This is a genomic window from Flavobacterium flavipigmentatum (genome assembly GCF_020911905.1).
In the GTDB taxonomy this organism is placed as follows: domain Bacteria; phylum Bacteroidota; class Bacteroidia; order Flavobacteriales; family Flavobacteriaceae; genus Flavobacterium; species Flavobacterium flavipigmentatum.
On record NZ_CP087133.1, the window covers coordinates 2,826,535 to 2,848,784 of the forward strand.

20 protein-coding genes are annotated in these 22,250 nt (G+C 33.7%); 18 read left to right on the forward strand and 2 right to left on the reverse strand.

Translation table 11 applies throughout. The features are described 5' to 3' along the window. The first annotated feature begins 38 nt into the window (after positions 1–38). The 4 genes from LNP22_RS12280 to LNP22_RS12295 all read left to right on the forward strand — a co-directional run bounded on the left by LNP22_RS12280 (position 39) and on the right by LNP22_RS12295 (position 5,840). Positions 39–971: a PorP/SprF family type IX secretion system membrane protein gene (locus LNP22_RS12280; protein WP_229973704.1), complete on the forward strand. Its 933-nt coding sequence runs from the start codon at positions 39–41 to the stop codon at positions 969–971. An 11-nt stretch (positions 972–982) separates the two neighbouring features. After that, a complete protein-coding gene (locus tag LNP22_RS12285) occupies positions 983–2,917 on the forward strand; it encodes an OmpA family protein (protein WP_229973705.1) in 1,935 nt (644 codons plus the stop codon). Positions 2,918–3,160: 243 nt separating this feature from the next. After that, positions 3,161–5,167, forward strand: a complete 2,007-nt coding sequence (gene ligA / locus LNP22_RS12290; RefSeq protein WP_229973706.1) for an NAD-dependent DNA ligase LigA — start codon at positions 3,161–3,163, stop codon at positions 5,165–5,167. Beyond that, positions 5,154–5,840, forward strand: a complete 687-nt coding sequence (locus tag LNP22_RS12295) for a hypothetical protein (protein WP_229973707.1) — start codon at positions 5,154–5,156, stop codon at positions 5,838–5,840. Before ligA ends, LNP22_RS12295 begins: the two co-directional genes overlap by 14 nt. Here LNP22_RS12295 and LNP22_RS12300 read toward each other — a convergent pair. Both LNP22_RS12300 and LNP22_RS12305 read right to left on the reverse strand, forming a co-directional pair. Continuing rightward, positions 5,830–6,741, reverse strand: a complete 912-nt coding sequence (locus LNP22_RS12300) for a bifunctional metallophosphatase/5'-nucleotidase (RefSeq protein ID WP_229973708.1) — start codon at positions 6,739–6,741, stop codon at positions 5,830–5,832. The genes LNP22_RS12295 and LNP22_RS12300 overlap by 11 nt on opposite strands. 61 nt (positions 6,742–6,802) lie before the next feature. Then, positions 6,803–7,582, reverse strand: coding sequence for a 5'-nucleotidase C-terminal domain-containing protein (locus LNP22_RS12305; RefSeq protein WP_229973709.1), 780 nt, complete (start codon positions 7,580–7,582; stop codon positions 6,803–6,805). 47 nt (positions 7,583–7,629) lie between these two features. Between LNP22_RS12305 and LNP22_RS12310 the strand changes: the two genes are divergently transcribed. The 14 genes from LNP22_RS12310 (at position 7,630) to LNP22_RS12375 (ending at position 22,239) form a co-directional block, all read left to right on the forward strand. After that, the gene (locus LNP22_RS12310) at positions 7,630–8,142 is read left to right on the forward strand and encodes a DUF6913 domain-containing protein (RefSeq protein WP_229973710.1); all 513 of its coding nucleotides are present in this window, start codon (positions 7,630–7,632) and stop codon (positions 8,140–8,142) included. A 15-nt stretch (positions 8,143–8,157) separates the two neighbouring features. Continuing rightward, positions 8,158–9,039 carry a 4-hydroxy-tetrahydrodipicolinate synthase gene (dapA, locus tag LNP22_RS12315; protein ID WP_229973711.1) on the forward strand — a complete coding sequence of 294 codons (882 nt, stop codon included), beginning with the start codon at positions 8,158–8,160 and terminating at the stop codon, positions 9,037–9,039. A 136-nt stretch (positions 9,040–9,175) separates the two neighbouring features. Continuing rightward, positions 9,176–9,967: an outer membrane protein assembly factor BamD gene (locus tag LNP22_RS12320; protein WP_229973712.1), complete on the forward strand. Its 792-nt coding sequence runs from the start codon at positions 9,176–9,178 to the stop codon at positions 9,965–9,967. 9 nt (positions 9,968–9,976) lie between these two features. Next, the gene (locus LNP22_RS12325) at positions 9,977–10,294 is read left to right on the forward strand and encodes a DNA-directed RNA polymerase subunit omega (protein ID WP_007807938.1); all 318 of its coding nucleotides are present in this window, start codon (positions 9,977–9,979) and stop codon (positions 10,292–10,294) included. A 7-nt stretch (positions 10,295–10,301) separates the two neighbouring features. Continuing rightward, positions 10,302–11,516: a bifunctional phosphopantothenoylcysteine decarboxylase/phosphopantothenate--cysteine ligase CoaBC gene (gene coaBC, locus LNP22_RS12330; protein WP_229973713.1), complete on the forward strand. Its 1,215-nt coding sequence runs from the start codon at positions 10,302–10,304 to the stop codon at positions 11,514–11,516. Beyond that, positions 11,506–12,393: a type IX secretion system protein PorD gene (gene porD / locus LNP22_RS12335; protein WP_229973714.1), complete on the forward strand. Its 888-nt coding sequence runs from the start codon at positions 11,506–11,508 to the stop codon at positions 12,391–12,393. The genes coaBC and porD overlap by 11 nt, the downstream gene beginning before the upstream one ends. Positions 12,394–12,444: 51 nt before the next feature. Next, positions 12,445–14,097 (forward strand): DNA repair protein RecN, encoded by a 1,653-nt coding sequence (gene recN / locus LNP22_RS12340; protein WP_229973715.1) that lies wholly within the window; start codon positions 12,445–12,447, stop codon positions 14,095–14,097. Between the two features lie 45 nt (positions 14,098–14,142). Next, a complete protein-coding gene (locus LNP22_RS12345; protein ID WP_229973716.1) occupies positions 14,143–14,847 on the forward strand; it encodes a hypothetical protein in 705 nt (234 codons plus the stop codon). A gap of 54 nt (positions 14,848–14,901) precedes the next feature. After that, positions 14,902–16,092 carry an enoyl-ACP reductase FabV gene (fabV, locus tag LNP22_RS12350; RefSeq protein ID WP_229973717.1) on the forward strand — a complete coding sequence of 397 codons (1,191 nt, stop codon included), beginning with the start codon at positions 14,902–14,904 and terminating at the stop codon, positions 16,090–16,092. Positions 16,093–16,213: 121 nt separating this feature from the next. Beyond that, the gene (locus LNP22_RS12355; protein WP_229973718.1) at positions 16,214–17,212 is read left to right on the forward strand and encodes a glycosyltransferase family 2 protein; all 999 of its coding nucleotides are present in this window, start codon (positions 16,214–16,216) and stop codon (positions 17,210–17,212) included. Position 17,213: 1 nt separating this feature from the next. Then, positions 17,214–17,810: a dephospho-CoA kinase gene (coaE, locus tag LNP22_RS12360; RefSeq protein ID WP_229973719.1), complete on the forward strand. Its 597-nt coding sequence runs from the start codon at positions 17,214–17,216 to the stop codon at positions 17,808–17,810. Between the two features lie 59 nt (positions 17,811–17,869). Further along, positions 17,870–19,456, forward strand: a complete 1,587-nt coding sequence (locus LNP22_RS12365; RefSeq protein WP_229973720.1) for a sensor histidine kinase — start codon at positions 17,870–17,872, stop codon at positions 19,454–19,456. A gap of 3 nt (positions 19,457–19,459) precedes the next feature. Further along, the gene (locus tag LNP22_RS12370; RefSeq protein WP_210665911.1) at positions 19,460–20,176 is read left to right on the forward strand and encodes a response regulator transcription factor; all 717 of its coding nucleotides are present in this window, start codon (positions 19,460–19,462) and stop codon (positions 20,174–20,176) included. A 671-nt stretch (positions 20,177–20,847) separates the two neighbouring features. Then, positions 20,848–22,239 carry an RtcB family protein gene (locus LNP22_RS12375; protein WP_229973721.1) on the forward strand — a complete coding sequence of 464 codons (1,392 nt, stop codon included), beginning with the start codon at positions 20,848–20,850 and terminating at the stop codon, positions 22,237–22,239. Positions 22,240–22,250: the final 11 nt, after the last annotated feature.

Sequence of the window (22,250 nt, forward strand, 5' to 3'; positions counted from 1 at the left end):
TGCGATCATCTAATTAATTTAACTAAATAAGTATCGTTATGAAACTATATATAAAATCATTAGCAACATATTTTGTCTTAATATGTGCTTTTATCACGGTTGATGCTCACGCACAGCAAGACCCTCAGTACACACAGTATATGTACAATACAATGTCTGTAAATCCAGCTTATGCGGGATCTACAGGAGGTTTAGAGGCAACACTTTTACACCGCTCTCAATGGGTAGGTATTTCGGGTGCGCCGCAAACGCAATCCTTTTCTATTCAGTCGCCGCTTCAAAACGAAAAAATCGGATTAGGATTGAGTATCGTAAATGATAAAATAGGACCTTCAAATGAAGTATATCTTGACGGAAACTTTTCATATTCATTGCCTTTAGGATACGAAAAAAGATTAGCGTTTGGTCTTAAAGCAGGTTTTAGAATGCTCGATGTAGATTGGTCAAAAGGAAAGTTTTACGATCCTAATGATGTTCTGCTGAATCAGAATATTAACAATCAGATCAATTTGGCTATCGGTGCCGGAGTTTATTATTATACCGAAAAATGGTATTTAGGACTTTCGATACCTAGCTTTATTCGAAACTCTTATTATGATGATGTACAAGAGTCGGTTAATTACGACAGACTTCATTATTATTTTATGGGAGGTTATGTTTTTGATTTGAATCCGAATCTAAAATTCAAACCCGCCTTTTTAGTAAAAGCAGTGACTGGTGCTCCAGTCATTGCTGATGTTTCTGCAAATTTTATGATTGCCGAAAAATTTGTAATAGGAGCTTCTTACAGAACAGATGAATCTGTGAGCGCACTTGCAGGCTTTCAATTTTCGAGAAATTTCTATCTTGGATATTCCTTCGATTACACGATAAGCCAATTAAACAAATACAATGATGGTTCGCACGAAATCATCCTTCGTTATCAGTTTAACAAAGATCAAAGCAAAATTAAATCTCCTCGATTCTTCTAAAAAGACAACTTATGAAAAAATTATATAGCCTAAGTTTAGTGTTGAGTTTTACGATTTGTTTTGCTCAGACTAATTTAAAGAAAGCCGATGCACTTTTTAAGAATTATTCTTATCTGGATGCGTCAAAAGCTTACGAAGAATGTTTGCAGAATATCAAAAAACCTTCTGCACAAACATTAAAAAATACAGCCGATTCGTATTATTTTATTTCTGATACTCAAAATGCGCTCAAATGGTACAAAAAACTCTACGAAGTGCAAGGAAATAATTTAACAGATATTTACTATCTACGCTACATTCAGTCTATGAAAGGAGTTATGGATTATGATAACGCCGATAGAATTACAAAAGAATATCTCAATAGAAAAGGAGATCAGAAAGAAATAAATCGATATGTGACTCAAAAAAAACAGTTGGATAGTTTGGCCAAAACAATATCGCTTTACGACATCAAAAATCTCGAAATCAACACGAGTAAGTCAGATTTTGGAGCCACTTTTTATGGAGATAAAATTGTATACACATCCGCGAGAGATACCACCAATTTTGGAGAAAAACTCTACAGCTGGAACAATCAGCCATTCCTGAATTTATATGTAGCTGACCGAAACACCGCAGATAATAGCCTGTTTAACGAAAATTTGTTCCTGCCCAACGTTATGACCAAATATCATGAGGCAACGGCAACTTTTGATAGCAGCGGGAATACAATCTATTATTCGACCAATATTGTCAAAAAAAATAAATTGGTTATTGATGAATCTAAAACCAATAATTTTCAGATCGTCAAAGGCACTATTGTTGACGGAAAGCTTGTAAATTCTGAAAAAGTTCCTTTTAACAGTACTGATTATTCAGTGGGACATCCTGCGCTTAGTGAAGACGGAAGATGGTTGTTTTTTGCATCAGATATGCCTGGCGGTTACGGAGAAACCGATTTGTACGTTGTAAAAATTGAAGCAGATGGTACCATGAGTTCTCCAAAAAATTTGGGGTCAAAAATTAACACGATTGGCAACGATTTGTTTCCTTATTTTAGAAATGGAGTGCTTTATTTTTCCTCAGACGGACATTACGGTTTGGGAGATTTGGATATTTATCAAAGTGCTTTTTTAGAAAATGAAACTTTTGCCGAACCTAAAAATTTGGGCACACCCATCAATAGTAATAAGGATGATTTTGCTTTTACTATTGATGCAGCAGGTAGGTTTGGTTATTTTTCTTCAAATCGTGCCGAAGGAAAAGGTGACGATAATATTTATTCTTTTATCAAAGGAAAACAAGTTTGCAACCAATTAATTACCGGAATTGCTACAAATACAAAATCAAAATTGCCTTTGTCAGATGTTTTGATCATTGCTTATAATGCATTCAATGAATCTATTGGCACAACTGAAACCAATGCAGAGGGAAAATATGTAATTTCGGCTCCTTGCGACAAAAAAGTACGATTGGTGGCAACAAAGATGAATTATAGTGATGATGAAAAAACCGTGCAGACTGCAAGCACAAATGGCGGAGAGATAGAAGATGTCGATTTTCAGCTCACTAATTATGATGATCTGGTTGTTAAAAGTAAAGGGGTAGAAAAAGTAGATGTAAAACCTATTTATTTTGATTTTGATAAGTTCGACATCACACCTTTGGCAGTAGAGGAACTGTCTAAAGTGGTTTTTTTAATGCAAAAATTTCCTAATATCCGCATCAAAATTGAGTCACATACCGACGCTCGAGGAAAGGACGCTTATAACTTAAAACTTTCAGATAACAGAGCAAAATCTACACGCGATTATATTGTTTCGCAAGGAATTGAAGCTTCAAGAATCGAGAGTGCTATAGGTTATGGCGAAACACGATTAATAAATAATTGCAAAAATGGTGTAAAATGTACCGACGAAGAACATGTTGTAAACCGTCGTTCAGATTTTATCATTATTCATAAATAATCTAGATTGATCTTGTAACTTGTTTAAAGTCAGGTGAAATTTAGAGTTTTACAAGACCATTTGGAAGTTAGTTTTTTGTTTAATTTTTTTAAATAAACGAAAATGGAGAAAATCAAGTTGCATCTTTTTGCAACTTGATTTTTACTTTTTTAAAACTTTACTTTTTTTGATAAATATGTATAAAATAGTTCTAATTTTGAGGTACAGATCATCAAATTATAATTCGCTTCATTACAATACTTTATGAACATTCAAGATACCATTCAAAATTTAAGAGAAGAACTCAATCAGCACAATTACAATTATTATGTGCTTGATAATGCCAGTATTTCTGATTATGATTTCGATAAAAAATTAAAAGAACTTCAAGATTTAGAAGATAAGCACCCAGAATTTTTTGATGAAAATTCTCCAACGCAACGAGTAGGTGGTGCGATTACCAAAAATTTCAAAACGATTGCGCATGAGTATCGAATGTATTCTCTTGATAACTCCTATTCTAAAGAAGATTTGATCGACTGGGAAGCTCGTATTCAAAGAGTTTTAGGGAATGTGGCGCTACAATATACCTGCGAATTAAAGTATGATGGCGCTTCGATAAGTATCAAATATGAAAACGGAAAATTGGTTCAGGCTTTAACCCGAGGCGACGGTTTTCAGGGTGATGAGGTGACCAATAATATCAAAACTATAAAATCGGTTCCGCTAAAGCTAAAAGGAAACTTCCCCGAAAAATTTGATATCAGGGGAGAAATAATTTTACCTTTTGCTGGTTTCGAAAAAATGAATCAAGATCTGATTGAAATTGGAGAAACGCCTTATTCTAACCCTAGAAATACAGCTTCTGGAAGTCTAAAATTGCAGGATAGTGCTGAGGTTGCCAAGCGTCCATTAGAATGTTTATTGTATTTTGTTACTGGAAATAATTTGCCTTTTTCTTCTCAGTTTGAAGGATTAGATTCTGCCAGAAAATGGGGTTTCAAAGTACCTCAGGAGGCAAAATTGGCAAACAATCTTCAGGAAGTCTTTGATTTTATCGATTATTGGGACACACATCGTCATCAATTACCGTACGAAACAGATGGCGTGGTGGTAAAAGTAAATGATATTCAGCATCAGGAAGAACTGGGTTATACAGCAAAATCGCCTCGTTGGGCAATGGCGTATAAGTTTAAATCTGAACAGGTTTCGACCAAACTAAACTCTATAACCTATCAGGTTGGGCGCACAGGGGCGATAACTCCGGTTGCCAATCTTGTACCTGTACAATTGGCTGGAACGATCGTAAAAAGAGCGTCTTTGCACAATGCTGATCAAATAGAAAAACTGGATATTAGAATTCATGATACTGTTTTTGTTGAAAAAGGAGGCGAAATTATTCCAAAAATCATTGCAGTAGATTTAGAAAAACGACCTGAAAATTCAGAGGTTACAAAATACATCACACATTGCCCGGAATGCGAAACAGAGCTGGTGAGGAACGAAGGCGAAGCCAATCATTATTGCCCTAATTTTTACGGATGTCCTCCGCAGATTATTGGCCGTATTCAGCATTATATTTCTAGAAAAGCAATGGATATCGAGGGACTTGGAGGTGAAACAGTAGCGTTACTTTTTAATAATGGATTGGTTCATAATTATGCCGATTTGTATGAACTAACGGTAGAACAGATTTTACCTTTAGAAAGAATGGCGCAAAAATCGGCTGAAAATTTGGTAAAAGGCGTTCAAAATTCAAAAGAAATTCCGTTTGAGAGCGTGCTTTTTGCACTCGGAATTCGTTTTGTCGGAGAAACGGTTGCCAAAAAATTAGCCAAACATTACAAAAATATTGATGCTTTACGTCAGGCTTCTTTAATGGATTTGGTGCTGGTAGATGAAATTGGCGAAAGAATTGCCAAAAGTGTGATCGAATTTTTTGAAAACGATGAGAATCAAAGTATAATTGAAAGATTAAGAAATCATGGTATACAGTTTGAAATTGTTGAAAAAATAAATCCTAACGCCACCGAAAAATTTGTCGGTAAAACCTTTGTGGTTTCAGGTGTTTTCTCACAGTTTTCAAGAGATGAATTAAAAAATACCATCGAAGATAATGGGGGCAAAGTAGGAAGTTCTATTTCTGCAAAAACTGATTTTGTTGTGGCCGGAGACAATATGGGGCCAGCAAAACTTGAAAAAGCAACCAAACTCAATATTCCAATTCTTTCGGAGGATGATTTTATAAAAAAACTAAATGAAACCGAATAGGCCTTCACTTATCCTGTACTTTTTAGCCTTATTCGCCACTCTTTTTTTCGATTTTTTTAATCTTGAATTTGTAGCGATGTATGCCAAAACCATCGTGGTGCCTTCTATATTTTTTTACTTTTTGGTAAGTAATCAGTATGTAATTACAAAGCAAGAAGGACTGGTTTTTTTCTGTTGCTTTCTAGGCGAAGTGTTTGATTTGATGGATGTAGAGATTTCAGAAATGGGATCTCTTTTCTCTTTTATGATTGTTTATTTTATACTTTTAAAAATGATTCTTATCGATGATTCTATCAAAATAAAAATTAAGAAAATAGATCTTTTGCCTACTTTGATGATAATACTATTTATTTCGTATCTACTAATTTCGATATTAAGTTTAGAGTTTGATAAAATGAGTCAATTTAAGATACAATATGGCGGTTATGGCTTTATTTTAAGCTTTTTGAGTATTGTTTCTTTTATCGAATACATTACAAAAGGCACCAATATTGCGTTGGTAATGAGTGTTATGTCGGTCTGTTTTATCGTTTCAGACTTGTTTTATATTTTTAGTCAATATTATCCTTTTTCAGATATTTTGGTGGTGATTAAAGATCTTTGCCAGATTTTGTCGTATTATTTTATGACGCGCTATTTATTAATTAAAAAAACAAAAAACGTTACACAATAATTGATTTTCCTTGGTTGGTATGTGCTTTATTATTATCGAAATAAAAATCAACTCGGCCTAAATTAATTCCGTAACAGCCCACTTGATTAATCAGTACATCCTGACCTACTTTGTTTTTTGCAACAGTAGGTTTGTCCAGAAAAGTGTGCGTATGCCCGCCAATTATTAAATCGATATCCTGAGTTAGTTCGGCTAGTTTCAAATCGCAAATTTTTGAAGAGTCGTCGCGATAGCTATATCCCAAGTGCGAAAGACAAATAACCAAATCGCATTTCTCTTCTTTTTTTAATAATTGTGTCATGTCCTGCGCAATTTCTACAGGATCATTATATACAGTTTCTTTGTACATCTGCTTGTCTACCAATCCGGAGAGTTCGATTCCAACGCCAAAAACGCCTACTTTTATTCCGTTTTTATTAAAGATTTTATAAGGCTTTACGAGGCCATTCATTACGGTATTTTTAAAATCATAATTCGAATTGATGAATTCAAAAGTAGCATGCGGCATTTGAGCATACAAACCATCCAAGCCATTATCAAAATCATGATTTCCTATAGTCGAAGCATCGTATTTCATCATGCTCATCAGTTTAAACTCCAATTCACCTCCATAATAATTAAAGTACGGAGTTCCCTGAAAAATATCACCCGCATCAAGCAAAAGTACATTTGGATTCTCTTTTCGTATTGTTTCAATAAGTGCTGCACGACGCGCAACACCACCCTTGTTAGCATTACGGGTATCATCGGCAGGAAAAGGATCAATATGGCTGTGCACATCGTTGGTGTGCAAAATAGTCAGGTGTTTTATATCGCTGGTTTCAAAACTGCTCAAGGACAATCCTAAACTTAATAATGCGGTACTAGCAGCTGTTTTTTCAATGAATTCTCTTCTTTTCATGGCTATATTTTTAGACAAATACGTCTGAATTTTTATCGGTATGGTATTAAAAATAGAAAAATTACTCTTCTGTAATTCGAATGTCTTTCGCAATCGGAATCGTATCTACTTCCTTAAAATAATCAATCAATACATTTCGAAGTTTATAATTCAAATCAAATTTGGCGACATTGGTTTTAAAGAAATTCATGTTGTCTCCACCGTTGGCCAGATAATCATTGGTGGCAACATAATATATTTTATCAGAATCAAGCGGTTTTCCCTGAATCATTATATTGGTAGGAATATTGTTTTTTGAGATCGTAAAAGTAGCACCCGCCAAAGGGTGTGGCTTTTTTTCTTTAATGATGTAAGTCGCCATTTCTGTAATTTGTGTTCCTTTAAGAGCTAAAACGACCAAATTATTTTCAAAAGGCATGATTTCAAAAGCAGTTCTGGTGGTTACATTTCCTTTTGGAAGAATGGCACGAATACCACCATGATTTAAAAGACAAAGATCGATCTCTTTTTTCTCTCTTGCTTTAAAAACAATATTTCCTCTTTGCAAACAAACATCAGCCATAAGATTCCCAATGCTGGTTTGCCATTTGCCAGAACTTTTTTCTAATGTTTCGGGACAGTAAGCTAAAATATTATCTAAATCTTTATTGATATGTTCGCGATATGGTTTTATAAAATTTTCTATTTCAGTAGTTTGTGCTTCTTTTTCGGTTACCGGAAGCTGCTTTCCTTCAATTTTTGTGAGGTTGTAACTCTTGTGAGTGCAGGAAAAAGTAAAAAAAAGTGTTAAGAATATAACAAAAAGTTTTAAAAACCCGTTATACTTTTCTAGATTTACCATCTTAAATGAGACTTAAATAATTAATTTTGTAATTTGGTAAAAGTACTATGTTTTTAAATTATATAAAGGAATTTTTTGTAAAAAAAACATTAAATAAAAACTTGCATATTGTAAAAAACGAAGTCTTTACCAGTAATATACAAACTATTGGTTTACTGGTTGATGAAAGCAATTTTAGGCATACTAAAGCTTTGCAGAAAGAGCTTATTCTGAATGGAATTCTCCCGGAAAATATAAAGATAGTGGTGTACAGAGATAAATTCAAAAAGAAAAAAGAATACGTTTTAGCTACTTTTGGAAAAAAGCAAATGAATTGGAAAGGGGAATTTGAACCCACTTTTTTGAATGAATTTATCGCTGCAGAATTTGATCTTTTGATTAGTTATTATGATGTCGAAAAGACCGCTTTGATGATGGTAACACAAAAATCGAAAGCAAAATTTAAAGTAGGATTTGCTTCAATTGATTTGCGTTTTAACCGCTGGATGATAGCCATTCCTTTAGAAAATTATAAACTTTTCGTTTCAGAATTGTTTAAGTATTTAAGTAACATAAAATAAATTATAAATTAGAATATGCAATCATTAATAGGGACTGGTGTTGCACTTGTGACGCCATTTAAAAAAGATTTCTCAATAGATATAGAAGCTTTACGCCGAATCATCAATTTTTCGATAGACGGAGGAGTTGAATATTTGGTTGTTATGGGTACCACAGCCGAAAATGCTACACTTACTTCAGCTGAAAAAGAGTTGGTGATCCATACAGTAATCGATACAAATAAAGGAAGATTGCCTTTGGTTCTTGGAGTTGGAGGAAATAATACTATGCAAATTGTAGAAGAATTAAAAACCAGAGATTTTAGTGCTTTCGAAGCTATTCTTTCCGTTTCTCCCTATTATAACAAACCTACTCAAGAAGGTATTTATCAGCATTTTAAAGCCATAGCAGAGGCGTCTCCTGTACCGGTAATTTTGTACAATGTTCCGGGAAGAACAGCGAGTAATATGTTGCCTTCTACGGTAATTCGTCTGGCCAATGATTTTAGTAATGTTGTGGCGATAAAAGAAGCAGCGGGTGATATGGCGCAAGCGTTGCAATTGATAAAAAATGCGCCAAAAGATTTTCTTGTCATTTCTGGCGATGATATGATCGCTTTGCCAATTGTTTTGGCTGGTGGTGCAGGGGTAATTTCGGTCATTGGGCAAGGTTTTCCTAAAGAATTTTCAGAAATGATTCGTTTAGGACTGAACAGAAAAGTAAATGAAGCATTCAAAACGCAGTACTTTTTGTCAGATTGCATCGATATGATTTTCGAACAGGGAAATCCTGCAGGAATCAAACAAGTCTTTCAAGCCCTTGGTATTGCTGATAATACTGTACGTTTGCCCTTGGTACCAGTGGACGATTCGCTGGCAGGCAGGTTAAATGAATTTGTAAAAAACAGTATTCGATAAAATCATAATTTGCTGTATTTTATTAAAGAAAAAAATATTTTGTAGTAGCTAAATTAATAACTAAATTTGCCACCGAAACTTCGGTGTGATTTTGTTTAGTCACAATTGACTAAGAAATCATAATAAAAGTAATAAAATGAAAAAAATAGTATCTCTATTGGTTGTTGTTGTCCTTTTATATTCTTGTAGTGACTATCAGAAAGCGTTAAAAAACGAAGATGTTGCAGCAAAATTTGAAATAGCAACAAAAATGTATGATGCAGGAAAATACAACAAAGCAATTAGGCTTTTTGAGCAATTAGCGCCTAGTTATAGAGGAAAACCACAAGCCGAAAAATTGTTTTACATGTTTTCGCAGGCGTATTACAAAACAGAGCAATATTACTTGGCAGGTTATCAGTTTGAAAGTTTTGTTTCGGGTTATCCAAGAAGCGAAAAAGTGCAGGAAGCGGCTTATTTAGGTGCCTACAGCTATTCAAAATTGTCTCCGGTTTACAGTTTAGATCAAACAGATACGAATAAAGCATTAGAGAAATTACAGGCTTTTATTGATAATTATCCAAACTCAGAATACATTCCAAAAGCCAATGAGGCGGTAAAAATGTTAAGCGAGAAGTTGGAGAAAAAAGCATACGAAAATGCAAAAGGATACAACACGATTTCAGATTACAAGTCGGCATTGATTGCTTTTGATAATTTTATTGCTGATTTTCCTGGAACAATTTTCAAAGAGGATGCGCTTTTTTACAAATTCGATTCGGCATACCAATTGGCCATTAATAGTGTTCAGTCAAAAATGCAGGATCGTTTAAATGCTGCTAAAGTTGCTTACGGCAATTTGGTAAAATTTAACAGCAACAGCAAATACAAAAAACAGGCAGACGAGATGAATGCCAGAGTGGAAACAGATTTACAAAAATTTAAATAAAATAAATTCATGGATTTAAAAAAGACGAATGCTCCTGTAAACACAATAACTTATAATAAAACAGTTATTGAAGAGCCAACAGGAAATGTGTATGAGGCAATTACCATTATGGCTAAAAGAGCAAATCAAATTAATTCTGAAATTAAAAAAGAATTGACAGAGAAATTAGAAGAATTTGCGACATATAATGACAGTCTTGAAGAAGTTTTTGAAAATAAAGAACAAATTGAGGTTTCTAAATTTTACGAAAAATTACCAAAACCACACGCTTTAGCGGTACAAGAGTGGTTAGATGGTAAAACGTACCACAGAGGTTCAAACAAATAATAGTACAATGTCAGTTTTAAACGGGAAGAAAATTTTACTGGGAGTTTCTGGTGGAATTGCAGCGTATAAAACAGCATCTTTAGTACGACTTTTTATAAAAGCAGGTGCACATGTCCAAGTGATAATGACACCTGCTTCTAAGGATTTTGTAACACCACTTACGTTATCAACGTTGTCAAAAAATCCTGTACATTCCAGTTTTTTTAATGAAGATGACGAGAATGCTGAATGGAACAATCACGTCGAATTGGCTCTTTGGGCAGATCTGATGCTTATTGCTCCTGCAACAGCCAACACCTTGTCTAAAATGACAACTGGCAACTGCGATAATCTTTTAATAGCCACTTATTTATCGGCAAAATGTCCTGTTTATTTTGCGCCTGCAATGGATTTAGACATGTACAAACACCCTTCTACCATTGCTAGTTTTACCGCTTTGCATCAGTACGGTAATGTAATGATTCCTGCTGAGAACGGTGAGTTGGCTAGTGGTTTATATGGCGAAGGCAGAATGGCAGAACCGGAGAATATTATTGCTTTTCTCGAAGCTGATTTAGAAAGCAAATTACCTTTAAAAGGAAAAAAAATACTAATTACTGCCGGTCCAACATACGAAGCAATAGATCCTGTGCGTTTTATAGGTAATCATTCGTCAGGAAAAATGGGGTTTGATATTGCAAATGAAGCTGCAAATTTGGGCGCAAGTGTCGTTTTAGTAGCCGGACCCACACATTTTAAAGCAAAAAACAGCTCGATTGAGGTTATAAACGTAGTTTCGGCAGAAGAAATGTATGCTGCATGCCATTTGCATTTTGATGCAGTAGATGTAGCGATTGCAGCCGCGGCTGTAGCCGATTATAAGCCAAAAGTCGTTGCTGTTCAAAAAATAAAAAAAGCTCCGGAGACTTTTTCGATAGAACTCGAAAAGACAAAAGATATTTTGCTTTCATTAGGAGCCATTAAAAAAAATCAGTTTTTAATTGGGTTTGCTTTAGAAACTGAAAATGAAATTGAGAATGCTAAGTTGAAAATTCAGAAAAAAAACTTAGATTTGATTGTTTTAAATTCATTGCAGGATGAAGGAGCAGGTTTTCAAAAACCTACTAATAAAGTTACTTTTATTGACAACTCATTTCAAATTGAGCCAATGGAATTAAAATCAAAAGAGTCAGTTGCAGTTGATATTTTAAACAAAGTGATTTCGCATTTCTATGAAAAATAAATTAGTTACTTTCTTAGTATTTTTAATCTTTGGCTTTACTCAGGCGCAACAGCTAAACTGTACGGTTACTATAAATTCTGAAAGATTACCAAATCCCAATCAGCAAGTGTACAAAACGTTGCAAACGGCTTTGGCTGAATTTATAAACAAAACAGATTGGACAGGAGCTGTGCTAAACCCAAACGAGCGAATCAATTGTTCGATGTACATTACACTTTCTTCTGCAAATTCAGATCAATTTGCGGGAACGATACAGGTACAATCGTCCAGATTGATTTACAATTCGTCTTATTCGTCTCCGATTTTTAATTTTAGTGATAAAGATTTAAACTTTAGATATACAGAATACGAGCCTTTATTGTTCAATCCGGCTACTTTTGAGTCTAATTTGGTCTCTGTAATTTCTTTTTACAGTTATATGATTTTAGGCTTGGATGCCGATACTTTTCAGTTGGGTTCTGGAAATCGCTATTTTGAGATTGCTCAAAATATCTGTAATGTTGCTCAACAAGGCGGTTCAAAAGGCTGGAACCAGTCTGATGGTCTTCAAAATCGTTATTTTCTAATAAATGATATATTGTCGCCTACTTATTCAGATTTGCGTCAAACTGCTTTCGGCTATCATTCAGGATTAGATACCATGAGTCAGGATTTAAAAAGTGCCAAGGAAAAAATGAAATCATCGCTTTTATTGATAGCAAAGCTAAATTCGGTTAAACCGAATGCCTTTCTTACCAGAGTCTTTTTTGATTCTAAGTCAGATGAGATTGTTTCTGTTTTTTCAGGTGGTCCAAGTATTGCCATTACAGATTTGAAAGAAACATTAGGCAAAGTTTCGCCTCTTAACGCTGTCAAATGGAGCCAAATCAAATATTAGTTGATTTTTTAAGCCATTACCTACTTCAATAATTTTTTACTTTTACGCTATATGATTACTTCGCTCTCGATTAAAAACTATGCACTAATTGAAAAACTTTCTATTGATTTTTCAAAAGGGTTTTCGATAATTACGGGTGAAACAGGTGCTGGTAAATCTATTATATTGGGCGCTTTAGGATTGGTGCTGGGAAAAAGAGCAGATTTAACTTCTTTAAAAAACAAAGAAGAAAAATGTGTTATCGAAGCACAATTCGAAATATCTAAATACAATTTAAAATCTTTTTTTGAAGTGAATGATCTTGATTATGAGGAGGAAACGATTATTAGACGTGAAATTTTGCCTTCGGGAAAATCGCGTGCTTTTATAAATGACAGCCCTGTAAATCTTCAGGAATTGCAGGAATTGAGCGTTTTTTTGATCGATATTCATTCGCAACAGCAAACACAAGAACTTTCTGATGAAGGTGTTCAGTTTAAAATTATTGACGCCATTGCAAATAACACAGAAGTTATTTCATCCTATCAAAAGCTTTTAAAAACGTACAAATCAGAGAAGTCAAAACTCAATGCTTTGTTGAAAAAGCAAAGTGATGCTGGAAAAGAGCAGGAATACAATACTTTTTTATTGAATGAATTGGTTGTAGCAAAGCTAAAATCGGGTGAGCAGGAAGAACTCGAAGCCGATTTTGAAAAGCTGAATAATGTAGAAATTATTAAAGAATCTATTGATAAATCTTTGATAATTGCCAACGAAGAGCAATTTGGTGTTTTTCATAATCTGAACGAAATTAAGGCTTCGTTGCAAAAAATCGCTCCTTTTTCTTCGGAGTATCAAGTTTTATTTGAAAGAATTACCAGCCTGACAATCGAATTTGATGATGTTTCCAGAGAGCTTCAAAATTGTTCAGAGAAATTATTAAATGATCCAACTCAGTTAGAATTTATCAGTCAAAAATTGCAATTGATTTATAATTTGCAAAAAAAGCATCAGGTTACTACTGTTGACGAATTATTGCAAATTCAGGCTGATTTAGAAAATTCAGTTTTAGAATTAGGAAATATTGAAGAAGAAATTGCTTCATTAACCAATTCTATCGATTTAAAAACGCAAGAATTGGATGCTTTTGCAGCAACAATTCATCAAAATAGAAATACAGCCATTCCGGTTTTATCAGCCAGGTTAATCGCTATTTTAGAAACTTTAGGCATGCCCAATGTACGTTTTAATATTGAGCTCTTGCCATCTGAAACGTATTTCCAAAACGGAAAAGACGAATTGCAATTTTTATTTTCTGCGAATAAAGGGACCGATTTCGGATTGCTGAAAAAAGTGGCTTCGGGAGGAGAAATGTCGCGAATTATGTTGGCTGTAAAAGCAATTTTGGCACAATATTCTAAGTTGCCAACCTTGATTTTTGACGAAATTGATACTGGAGTTTCCGGTGAAATTGCCATTAGAATGGGAGAAATCATGAAAGAAATGAGTGCTACCATGCAAATTTTTGCTATTACACATTTACCACAAATTGCTGCCAAAGGCGAGTCGCATTTTAAAGTCTTCAAATCTACCATTGATGACGATACGCAATCAGAATTGAAACTTTTATCAAAAGATGAGCGTGTCGTAGAAATCGCGCAAATGCTTTCTGGTGCAAACATCTCTGATTCGGCATTAAACCACGCAAAAGAATTATTAAATTAAATTTTTGAATTATATTTGTTTAGTCAATTTTAGAATTAAATCCGTATGTTGAAGATTTTTAAGGTTTTATGTTTTTTATGCTTTTTTGTGACTCAAATTAAAGCACAAGATTTGCCTCAAAACGCCGTGGTGGATTCAAAAGAAGTTAAAAATGACTCTTTATATTTGATAAAAGATTTTCCAGAAGGTGTTTACCACACTTATGAAGATTTTCTTCAAAAAAAAGCTATTAATATGGGTAATGCGATTGAAAGAAAAACTATTTTCGGTTACAAATCTATACCTAAAGATGTTCTTGTAGATCATGCATTTTTTTCATGGACAAAAAATAAAATAAAGGTCACAGATTTTTTTGCTATTTCTTATAACGGCAATCTTTACATCCAACAAAAATATTTCCATGAATATTCTGTAAAAGCAGATAAGAATCAGGATGGAGACAATTCAAATTCGTATCACAGAGTTATAAATGATGGTAAATTTTTCTATTTAGAAGGACCATTTGCAAATGCCTGGTCAAAAGCATTTGCCTATGGTACTGGCGGTGCGGTTGGAGGAGCAATTGGTGCCAACCTAAATAGTTTAAAAGGTGTTGTTTTTGATGTAAAGAAAAAAGAATTCAATTTTATAAGAGATTGTAAAGATTTAAATCTTCTTATTGAAGAATATAACGGAAATATTATTGACTGTACCGAAAAAAAAATAGATATAACATCTGTTCGTGAAAATGTTGATAAAATAATAAAATAGCTACTTAGAGTAGTACAAAATTAAAAGCTAAATTAATATCATAAACAATATAAGATGATTATAGAACCTAGAATGAGAGGATTTATTTGTTTGACTGCTCATCCAGAAGGATGTGAGCAAAACGTAAAAAATCAAATAGCATATATACAATCAAAAGGTGCCATTTCGGGGGCAAAAAAAGTATTAGTAATCGGTGCTTCAACAGGTTTCGGACTGGCATCAAGAATCACAAGTGCTTTTGGTTCTGATGCAGCTACTATTGGTGTTTTCTTTGAAAAACCTCCATTAGAAGGTAAAACGGCTTCGCCAGGTTGGTACAACTCAGCGGCTTTTGAAAAAGAAGCGCACAAAGCGGGTTTGTATGCAAAAAGTATTAATGGTGATGCTTTTTCAAATGAAATAAAAAGAGAAACATTAGATTTAATCAAAGCTGATTTAGGTCAGGTGGATTTAGTGATTTATAGCTTGGCTTCGCCAGTACGTACCAATCCGAATACAGGGATTTTGCACCGTTCTGTCTTGAAACCAATTGGACAAACATTTACTAATAAAACCGTTGATTTTCATACAGGAAATGTTTCGGAAGTTTCTATTGCTCCGGCAAATGAGGAAGATATAGCAAATACTGTTGCTGTAATGGGTGGAGAAGATTGGAAAATGTGGATGGATGCTCTTAAAGCCGAAAACTTATTGGCAGAAGGAGCTACAACAGTTGCTTATTCGTACATAGGGCCATCATTGACAGAGGCAGTCTACCGCAAAGGTACAATTGGCCGTGCCAAAGATGATTTGGAGGCCACAGCTTTTACAATTACCGACAGTCTTAAAGATTTAGGAGGTAAAGCGTATGTTTCGGTAAATAAAGCGTTAGTAACACAAGCAAGTTCTGCAATTCCGGTTATTCCGCTTTATATTTCGCTTTTGTATAAAATTATGAAAGCAGAAGGAATTCACGAAGGTTGTATTGAGCAGATTCAGCGTTTGTTTAAAGACAGATTGTACAGTGGTTCTGATGTTCCTACAGATGAGAAAGGAAGAATTAGAATTGACGATTGGGAAATGCGTGACGATGTTCAGGCAAAAGTGGCACAACTTTGGTTGGAAGCAACTACAGAAACTTTGCCTGCAATTGGCGATTTGGCAGGTTACAAAAATGATTTCTTAAACCTGTTCGGATTTGCGTTTGAAGGAGTAGATTACGAAGCAGATACAAGTGAGTTAGTTGGTATAGAAAGTATCAAGTAATCACATCCATTATAATCCTAAAACCATCAATCAAAAGTTGATGGTTTTTTTGTTAATATAACATATCTTTGTTCCAATTTTCAATTTGACAATAATTGCCACTTAATACGCATATTCTGCTATGATTTTTTCTCTAATTATACCCGTGTATAATCGACAGGATGAAGTTGATGAACTTTTGGAAAGTTTATCAAAATCTGATTATAATGAAGCTTTTGAAATTGTTCTTGTAGAGGATGGATCTTCGATTCCTTGCAAAGATGTAGTGATGACCTATCAGGGAAAACTCAATATTTCGTATTATTTTAAGGCCAACTCAGGGCCTGGTGATTCAAGAAATTTCGGAATGCAAAAAGCAGTTGGAGATTATTTTATTATTTTCGACTCAGACTGTATCATTCCGCCTAATTATTTATCAGAAGTCCGAAAAGCACTTAATAACGAATATGTGGATTGTTTTGGAGGGCCAGATAAAGCGCTGGATAGTTTTTCGGACATCCAGAAAGCAATCAATTTTGCAATGACTTCATTCCTGACTACAGGTGGAATTCGCGGCGGATCTGAGAAAATCGGAAAATTTCAACCCAGAAGTTTCAATATGGGAATTTCAAAAAAAGCCTTTGAAGCCTCAAAAGGATTTGGAAATATTCATCCTGGGGAAGATCCTGATTTATCTATCCGATTATGGAACTTAGGTTTTGAAACCAGATTGTTTCAAAATGCGTATGTATATCATAAAAGAAGAATTGATTGGGAAAAATTTTCGGTTCAGGTGAATAAATTTGGAAAGGCAAGACCTATATTAAATAGTTGGTATCCAGAGCACAATAAATTGACTTTTTTCTTTCCGACAGCATTCATATTAGGATTATTATTAGCTTTTATACTATTAATTTTTAATTTTGATCTGTTGTTACAATTATATTTCGTATATTTCGTTATAATTTTTCTTACAGCAACAATTCAAAATAGAAGTATTAAGATAGGATATTTAGCGGTTATTGCTGTTTGGAAACAATTTTATGGATATGGAACAGGATTTTTAGAATCCTACATAAAAATTATTCTTCTGAAAAGAAAGCCTCAGGAAGCTTTTTCAGGAATGTTTTTTAAAATATAATATGACAAAAGTTATTGGTCTTACAGGTGGTATTGGAAGTGGTAAATCTACAATTGCAAATTTTTTTGAAGAGTTTGGAGTTCCGGTTTACATCGCTGATGATGAAGCTAAAAAAGTGATGCAAAGTAAAGAAATTGTTTCGGAAATAAAAACTGCTTTTGGCGAAGGTATCTTTGAAAATACTATTCTAAACAGAACCAAATTGGCCGAAATTGTATTTAAAGATCCTGATAAATTAGCGCAGTTAAACGCCATTGTGCATCCCGCAGTAAAGAAAGATTTTGATGCATGGTTAGCAGAAAAAAAAGAATATAATTTTGTGGTTTATGAAGCCGCAATTTTGTTTGAGAGTGGACGTTATAAGCATTGTGATACAATAATAACGGTTACAGCTCCGGAAGAAATAAGAATTGATAGAGTGATAAAACGAGATAATACCACCAGAGAGCAGGTTTTAAGCCGAATGAAAATGCAATGGGATGATGAAAAACGAATTTCTGGAAGCGATTTTGTAATTAATAACACTAATCTTAAAAAAGCCCGAGAAGAAGTGATAGAAATTCTTAAAATTTTAAATATAAAACAAAAACAGTCTTAAATGTTAATATTTGGTTAATGTATTGTTCAGTATATTGTTAAAATATTAATTTTGTTTCGATGAATAAATTATTTTTTAGAATACTTGTTTTATTGATGAGTTTATCTCTTATCGGGATCATTCTGGTACAAGTATATTGGTTCAATTCTTCGTTCAAAAACAATGACGAACAGTTTAAATACCACGTTACTCAAGTAATTAGTGATGTTTCTGATAAGTTAGAAAAACAAGAAGAATATGGTTTTTATGAGAAGATTAACCGTATTAAAGACAGTACAGGTAAAATTCCTCAAAAAGAAGATTTATTAGAGATATTATTTGTTCAAAGAAATACAAAAACAAATAAAACGATTGTTTATAAAAACAGCATTATCTCTGAAAATTATGATTTAAGCGGTTCGTTATTTGATAAAAAATTCAGTTCTGATCGATTTAAAAATTTTAGTTCAAAAAGGTTAACCGAAATTTATAACAATAACAATAGTATCGATAATAATACTTTAAATCAAAGCATTATACCTGATGTAAAGATCGAAAAAGAAGGGAATTTAGACATCCTGAACAAAGCCCAAATGCAAATTTCATATAAAGATTATGCTTCGGCATTACCGATAAATGAAAGAATTACAAAAGAGAAAGTAAAGAATCTCCTGAAAAAAGAATTAGAAGAGCATGGTGTAAAAACCAAATTTGAATTTGGAATTTACAGTAGCGGGATTGCAACAAAAATCAAATCGGATGGATTTCATTTTGATAAAGACGCTACCTACAATACGCCAGTTTTTGCCGATAATGAAGGCAATAGTAAATATGAGTTATTAGTTACGTTTCCTAACAAAAAGAAATTTTTGTTATCAGATTTAGTAAGTATCACAATATTATCAATCATTTTTACGCTTATTATTATTGTTGCATATACTAGTGCATTAAATCAGTTATTACGTCAGAAGCATATATCAGAGATAAAAACAGATTTTATCAACAATATGACGCATGAGTTCAAGACTCCGATCGCAACTATAAATTTGGCACTCGATGCGATAAAAAACCCTAAAATTATCGAAGATAAAGAAAAGGTTTTTCGCTATCTCCAGATGATTCGCGATGAAAATAAGCGCATGCATGCTCAGGTTGAAAACGTGTTACGTATTTCTAAGCTAGAAAAGAAAGAGCTTGATATCACCAAAGAGCCAACGGCAATTCATGATATTATAGAAGATGCAATAGAGCACGTAAATTTAATTTTAGAAGACAGAAATGGTACCGTAGTAAAACATCTAAATGCTGCCAGAACAACCTGTCTGATAAATGAAGTACATTTTACAAACGTGTTGGTTAATATTTTAGAAAACGCTATAAAATATTCACCTGATATTCCTGAAATCGAAATTTTTACAGAAAATGTAAAAGACATGATTCTGATAAAAGTAAAAGATAATGGATTAGGAATGAGTAAAATAGCTCAAAAAAGAGTTTTTGAGAAATTCTACAGAGAACATACTGGAGATTTGCATAACGTAAAAGGTCACGGTTTAGGCCTTGCTTACGTAAAAAGAATAGTTGAAGACCACAATGGTCAAGTATATGTTGAAAGCGAAAAAGGAAAAGGTAGCACCTTTATAATAAAAATACCATTAATAAATTAAAATATGGAAAATAATAACAAAAGAATACTTTTAGTAGAAGATGACCTTAATTTTGGGGCAGTTCTTAAAGACTATCTAATGTTAAATGACTTTGAAGTTACTTTAGCTAAAAACGGTATGGAAGGTTTCGAGAAATTCAAGAAGGATGTTTATGACTTATGTATTCTGGACGTCATGATGCCATATAAAGATGGTTATACACTGGCTAAAGAAATTAGAGAAAAAAATAGCGAAGTGCCAATTATCTTCTTAACTGCAAAATCGATGAAAGAGGATGTGTTAAAAGGATACAAAGCCGGTGCAGACGATTACTTAAATAAGCCATTTGATTCAGAAGTGCTTTTGATGAAAATCAAAGCAATTATTCAAAGAAAATCAGCCGATACAAAAGCAGAACAAGTTCAGTTTGAATTTAATATTGGTAAGTTTCACCTTAATTCAAAACTAAGATTCTTAACTTTTGAAAATGATGAAGCAATAAAATTATCTCCAAAAGAGAACGAATTGCTTAAAATGTTAATTCTTCACGAAAATGATTTGATGCCAAGAGAATTAGCATTGACAAAAATCTGGAGAGACGACAACTATTTTACTTCAAGAAGTATGGATGTTTACATTGCCAAACTTAGAAAATACCTAAAATCTGACGAAGATGTTGAAATCTTAAACATTCACGGTGAAGGTTTCAGATTGGTTGTAAAAAGCAAAGTGTCAGAATAACTTTCACTTACAAAAAACAAAGCTCTGAGAAATCAGGGCTTTTTTTGTTCAATTTTAACTGTAATCGCCACATAATCTCGCTATTTGAGGATGATCTCAAAACACCTCAATCATTTGTATTTTATATTTTAAAAATTTCAAATTCAATTTTAAGAAGCTATTCCTGCTATTCGCTTGTATCTTTTCCTTGCTAAAGAAGCAAGAAAAAGGATACCGCTTCTATCAGGGCTAGGGGTTTGTTTTTCAGATAGGTACATTTTTTTTTAAATTAGAAATAAACACTTTAAAAATCTTTTTTTATTTTTTTTTCTAAAATAATTTGGAAATTCAAAAAACAATTCTGAATATTTGCACACGAAAAAGTAATAATCCTTTAATAACGAAGAAAAATGTTTGAATTTACATTATCATATCAAGGCTTCACACCAAACATATTTGGTGCAGCACTTCTTCGTGGCTTATTTCAATCTTAGAAATTCTTTTTAGATATATAAAAAAGCCCGAAGACAATTAGTTTCGGGCTTTTTTTATTCTAGACACTTCAAATTTTCCCGAATAACAGTTCCATTATTTATCTCAAAAAGATAAAAGATCCCGCACGCTTACATTTTATTCCGAAACATTTCGGGCTAAAATTCGCATGCAAAAAAGTAAGAATAATTAAAAAATTTATGGGAAATAAATTATCTGGAAAAGACCTGATCAAATTAGGCTTTCCAAAAAACAATTCAATAAACATAGCCCTCGGGCAAATAAATAGATACAGAAAAAGAGAAAAAAAAGAGTCTATTCTAACAGAAGCCAAAGAAGTTTTGTTGCATCCTGAGAAGTTCGAGGGACACGGAACCTGGGGAAAAGTTGCCGAAGGGCTTATAAATCCTGTTCAGGTAAGAATGCACCAATTGAAAACAACGAGAGCTCCTTTTACCATTTTTGGCGAAAACGAAATCGATCAACAGGCAAAGTTTCAATTGTATGATTCATTGAAACTACCAATTTCGGTAGCTGGAGCCTTAATGCCAGACGCCCATTCGGGCTATGGTTTGCCAATTGGCGGGGTTTTAGCCACAGACAATGTTGTGATTCCGTATGGTGTAGGAGTTGACATTGGTTGCAGAATGAGCTTGTCTATTTATGATTTGCCAGCTTCATTTTTTAAAGGAAAAGAGCATCAATTACAGGCAATTTTAAAAGAGAATACCAAATTTGGGATGAATGAGACGCATGCAACAAAAGCCGATCACGATGTTTTTTACAAAAGTGAGTTTCAGGATATTCCTTTGCTAAAAAATCTTTTGCCAAAAGCGTACAAGCAGCTTGGCAGTTCTGGTGGAGGTAATCATTTTGTAGAGTTTGGTATCGCCAAAATTGACAATCCTGAGAATGAATGGAAACTTGGTGCAGGAGAATATTTTGCTGTATTGTCGCATAGTGGATCTCGAGGTTTGGGAGCTAATATTGCTAAACATTATACTTATTTAGCCACCAAACAATGTCCTTTGCCCAAAAATGTACAACATTTAGCTTGGTTAGATTTGAATACGCATGACGGTCAGGAATACTGGTTGGCAATGAATTTGGCCGGAGAGTATGCAAAAGCGTGTCATGATGATATCCATAGAAGAATTGCCAAAGCAATTGGAAAGCGAGTAGTGGTAACGATAGAGAATCATCACAATTTTGCCTGGAAGGAGTTGGTAAACGGTAAAGAAAGTATCGTGCACAGAAAAGGCGCAACGCCTGCAGCAGAAGGTCAACTAGGGATAATTCCTGGTTCTATGACAGCTCCGGGATATATCGTAAAAGGAAAAGGAAATGAGAGTAGTTTAAACTCTGCTTCACATGGTGCTGGAAGATTATTTTCAAGAGCCAAGTGCAAAAGTACTTTTACACAAAGCGAAATCAAAAAAGTCCTGAAAGCAAATGATGTAACCTTAATTGGAGGCAATATTGATGAAGCGCCAATGGCTTATAAAGACATAGAGAAAGTGATGGCCAATCAAACTGATTTGGTTGAAGTACTAGGGACTTTTACGCCTAAAATCGTTAGAATGGACCGATAAAAAAATTAAAA

Bases quoted from the DNA above. Each gene is read 5' to 3' on its own strand.
- LNP22_RS12280 (WP_229973704.1), top strand. From the start codon at position 39: ATGAAACTATATATAAAATCATTAGCAACATATTTTGTCTTAATATGT.
- LNP22_RS12285 (WP_229973705.1), top strand. From the start codon at position 983: ATGAAAAAATTATATAGCCTAAGTTTAGTGTTGAGTTTTACGATTTGT.
- ligA (WP_229973706.1), top strand. From the start codon at position 3,161: ATGAACATTCAAGATACCATTCAAAATTTAAGAGAAGAACTCAATCAG.
- LNP22_RS12295 (WP_229973707.1), top strand. From the start codon at position 5,154: ATGAAACCGAATAGGCCTTCACTTATCCTGTACTTTTTAGCCTTATTC.
- LNP22_RS12300 (WP_229973708.1), bottom strand. From the start codon at position 6,741: ATGAAAAGAAGAGAATTCATTGAAAAAACAGCTGCTAGTACCGCATTA.
- LNP22_RS12305 (WP_229973709.1), bottom strand. From the start codon at position 7,582: ATGGTAAATCTAGAAAAGTATAACGGGTTTTTAAAACTTTTTGTTATA.
- LNP22_RS12310 (WP_229973710.1), top strand. From the start codon at position 7,630: ATGTTTTTAAATTATATAAAGGAATTTTTTGTAAAAAAAACATTAAAT.
- dapA (WP_229973711.1), top strand. From the start codon at position 8,158: ATGCAATCATTAATAGGGACTGGTGTTGCACTTGTGACGCCATTTAAA.
- LNP22_RS12320 (WP_229973712.1), top strand. From the start codon at position 9,176: ATGAAAAAAATAGTATCTCTATTGGTTGTTGTTGTCCTTTTATATTCT.
- LNP22_RS12325 (WP_007807938.1), top strand. From the start codon at position 9,977: ATGGATTTAAAAAAGACGAATGCTCCTGTAAACACAATAACTTATAAT.
- coaBC (WP_229973713.1), top strand. From the start codon at position 10,302: ATGTCAGTTTTAAACGGGAAGAAAATTTTACTGGGAGTTTCTGGTGGA.
- porD (WP_229973714.1), top strand. From the start codon at position 11,506: ATGAAAAATAAATTAGTTACTTTCTTAGTATTTTTAATCTTTGGCTTT.
- recN (WP_229973715.1), top strand. From the start codon at position 12,445: ATGATTACTTCGCTCTCGATTAAAAACTATGCACTAATTGAAAAACTT.
- LNP22_RS12345 (WP_229973716.1), top strand. From the start codon at position 14,143: ATGTTGAAGATTTTTAAGGTTTTATGTTTTTTATGCTTTTTTGTGACT.
- fabV (WP_229973717.1), top strand. From the start codon at position 14,902: ATGATTATAGAACCTAGAATGAGAGGATTTATTTGTTTGACTGCTCAT.
- LNP22_RS12355 (WP_229973718.1), top strand. From the start codon at position 16,214: ATGATTTTTTCTCTAATTATACCCGTGTATAATCGACAGGATGAAGTT.
- coaE (WP_229973719.1), top strand. From the start codon at position 17,214: ATGACAAAAGTTATTGGTCTTACAGGTGGTATTGGAAGTGGTAAATCT.
- LNP22_RS12365 (WP_229973720.1), top strand. From the start codon at position 17,870: ATGAATAAATTATTTTTTAGAATACTTGTTTTATTGATGAGTTTATCT.
- LNP22_RS12370 (WP_210665911.1), top strand. From the start codon at position 19,460: ATGGAAAATAATAACAAAAGAATACTTTTAGTAGAAGATGACCTTAAT.
- LNP22_RS12375 (WP_229973721.1), top strand. From the start codon at position 20,848: ATGGGAAATAAATTATCTGGAAAAGACCTGATCAAATTAGGCTTTCCA.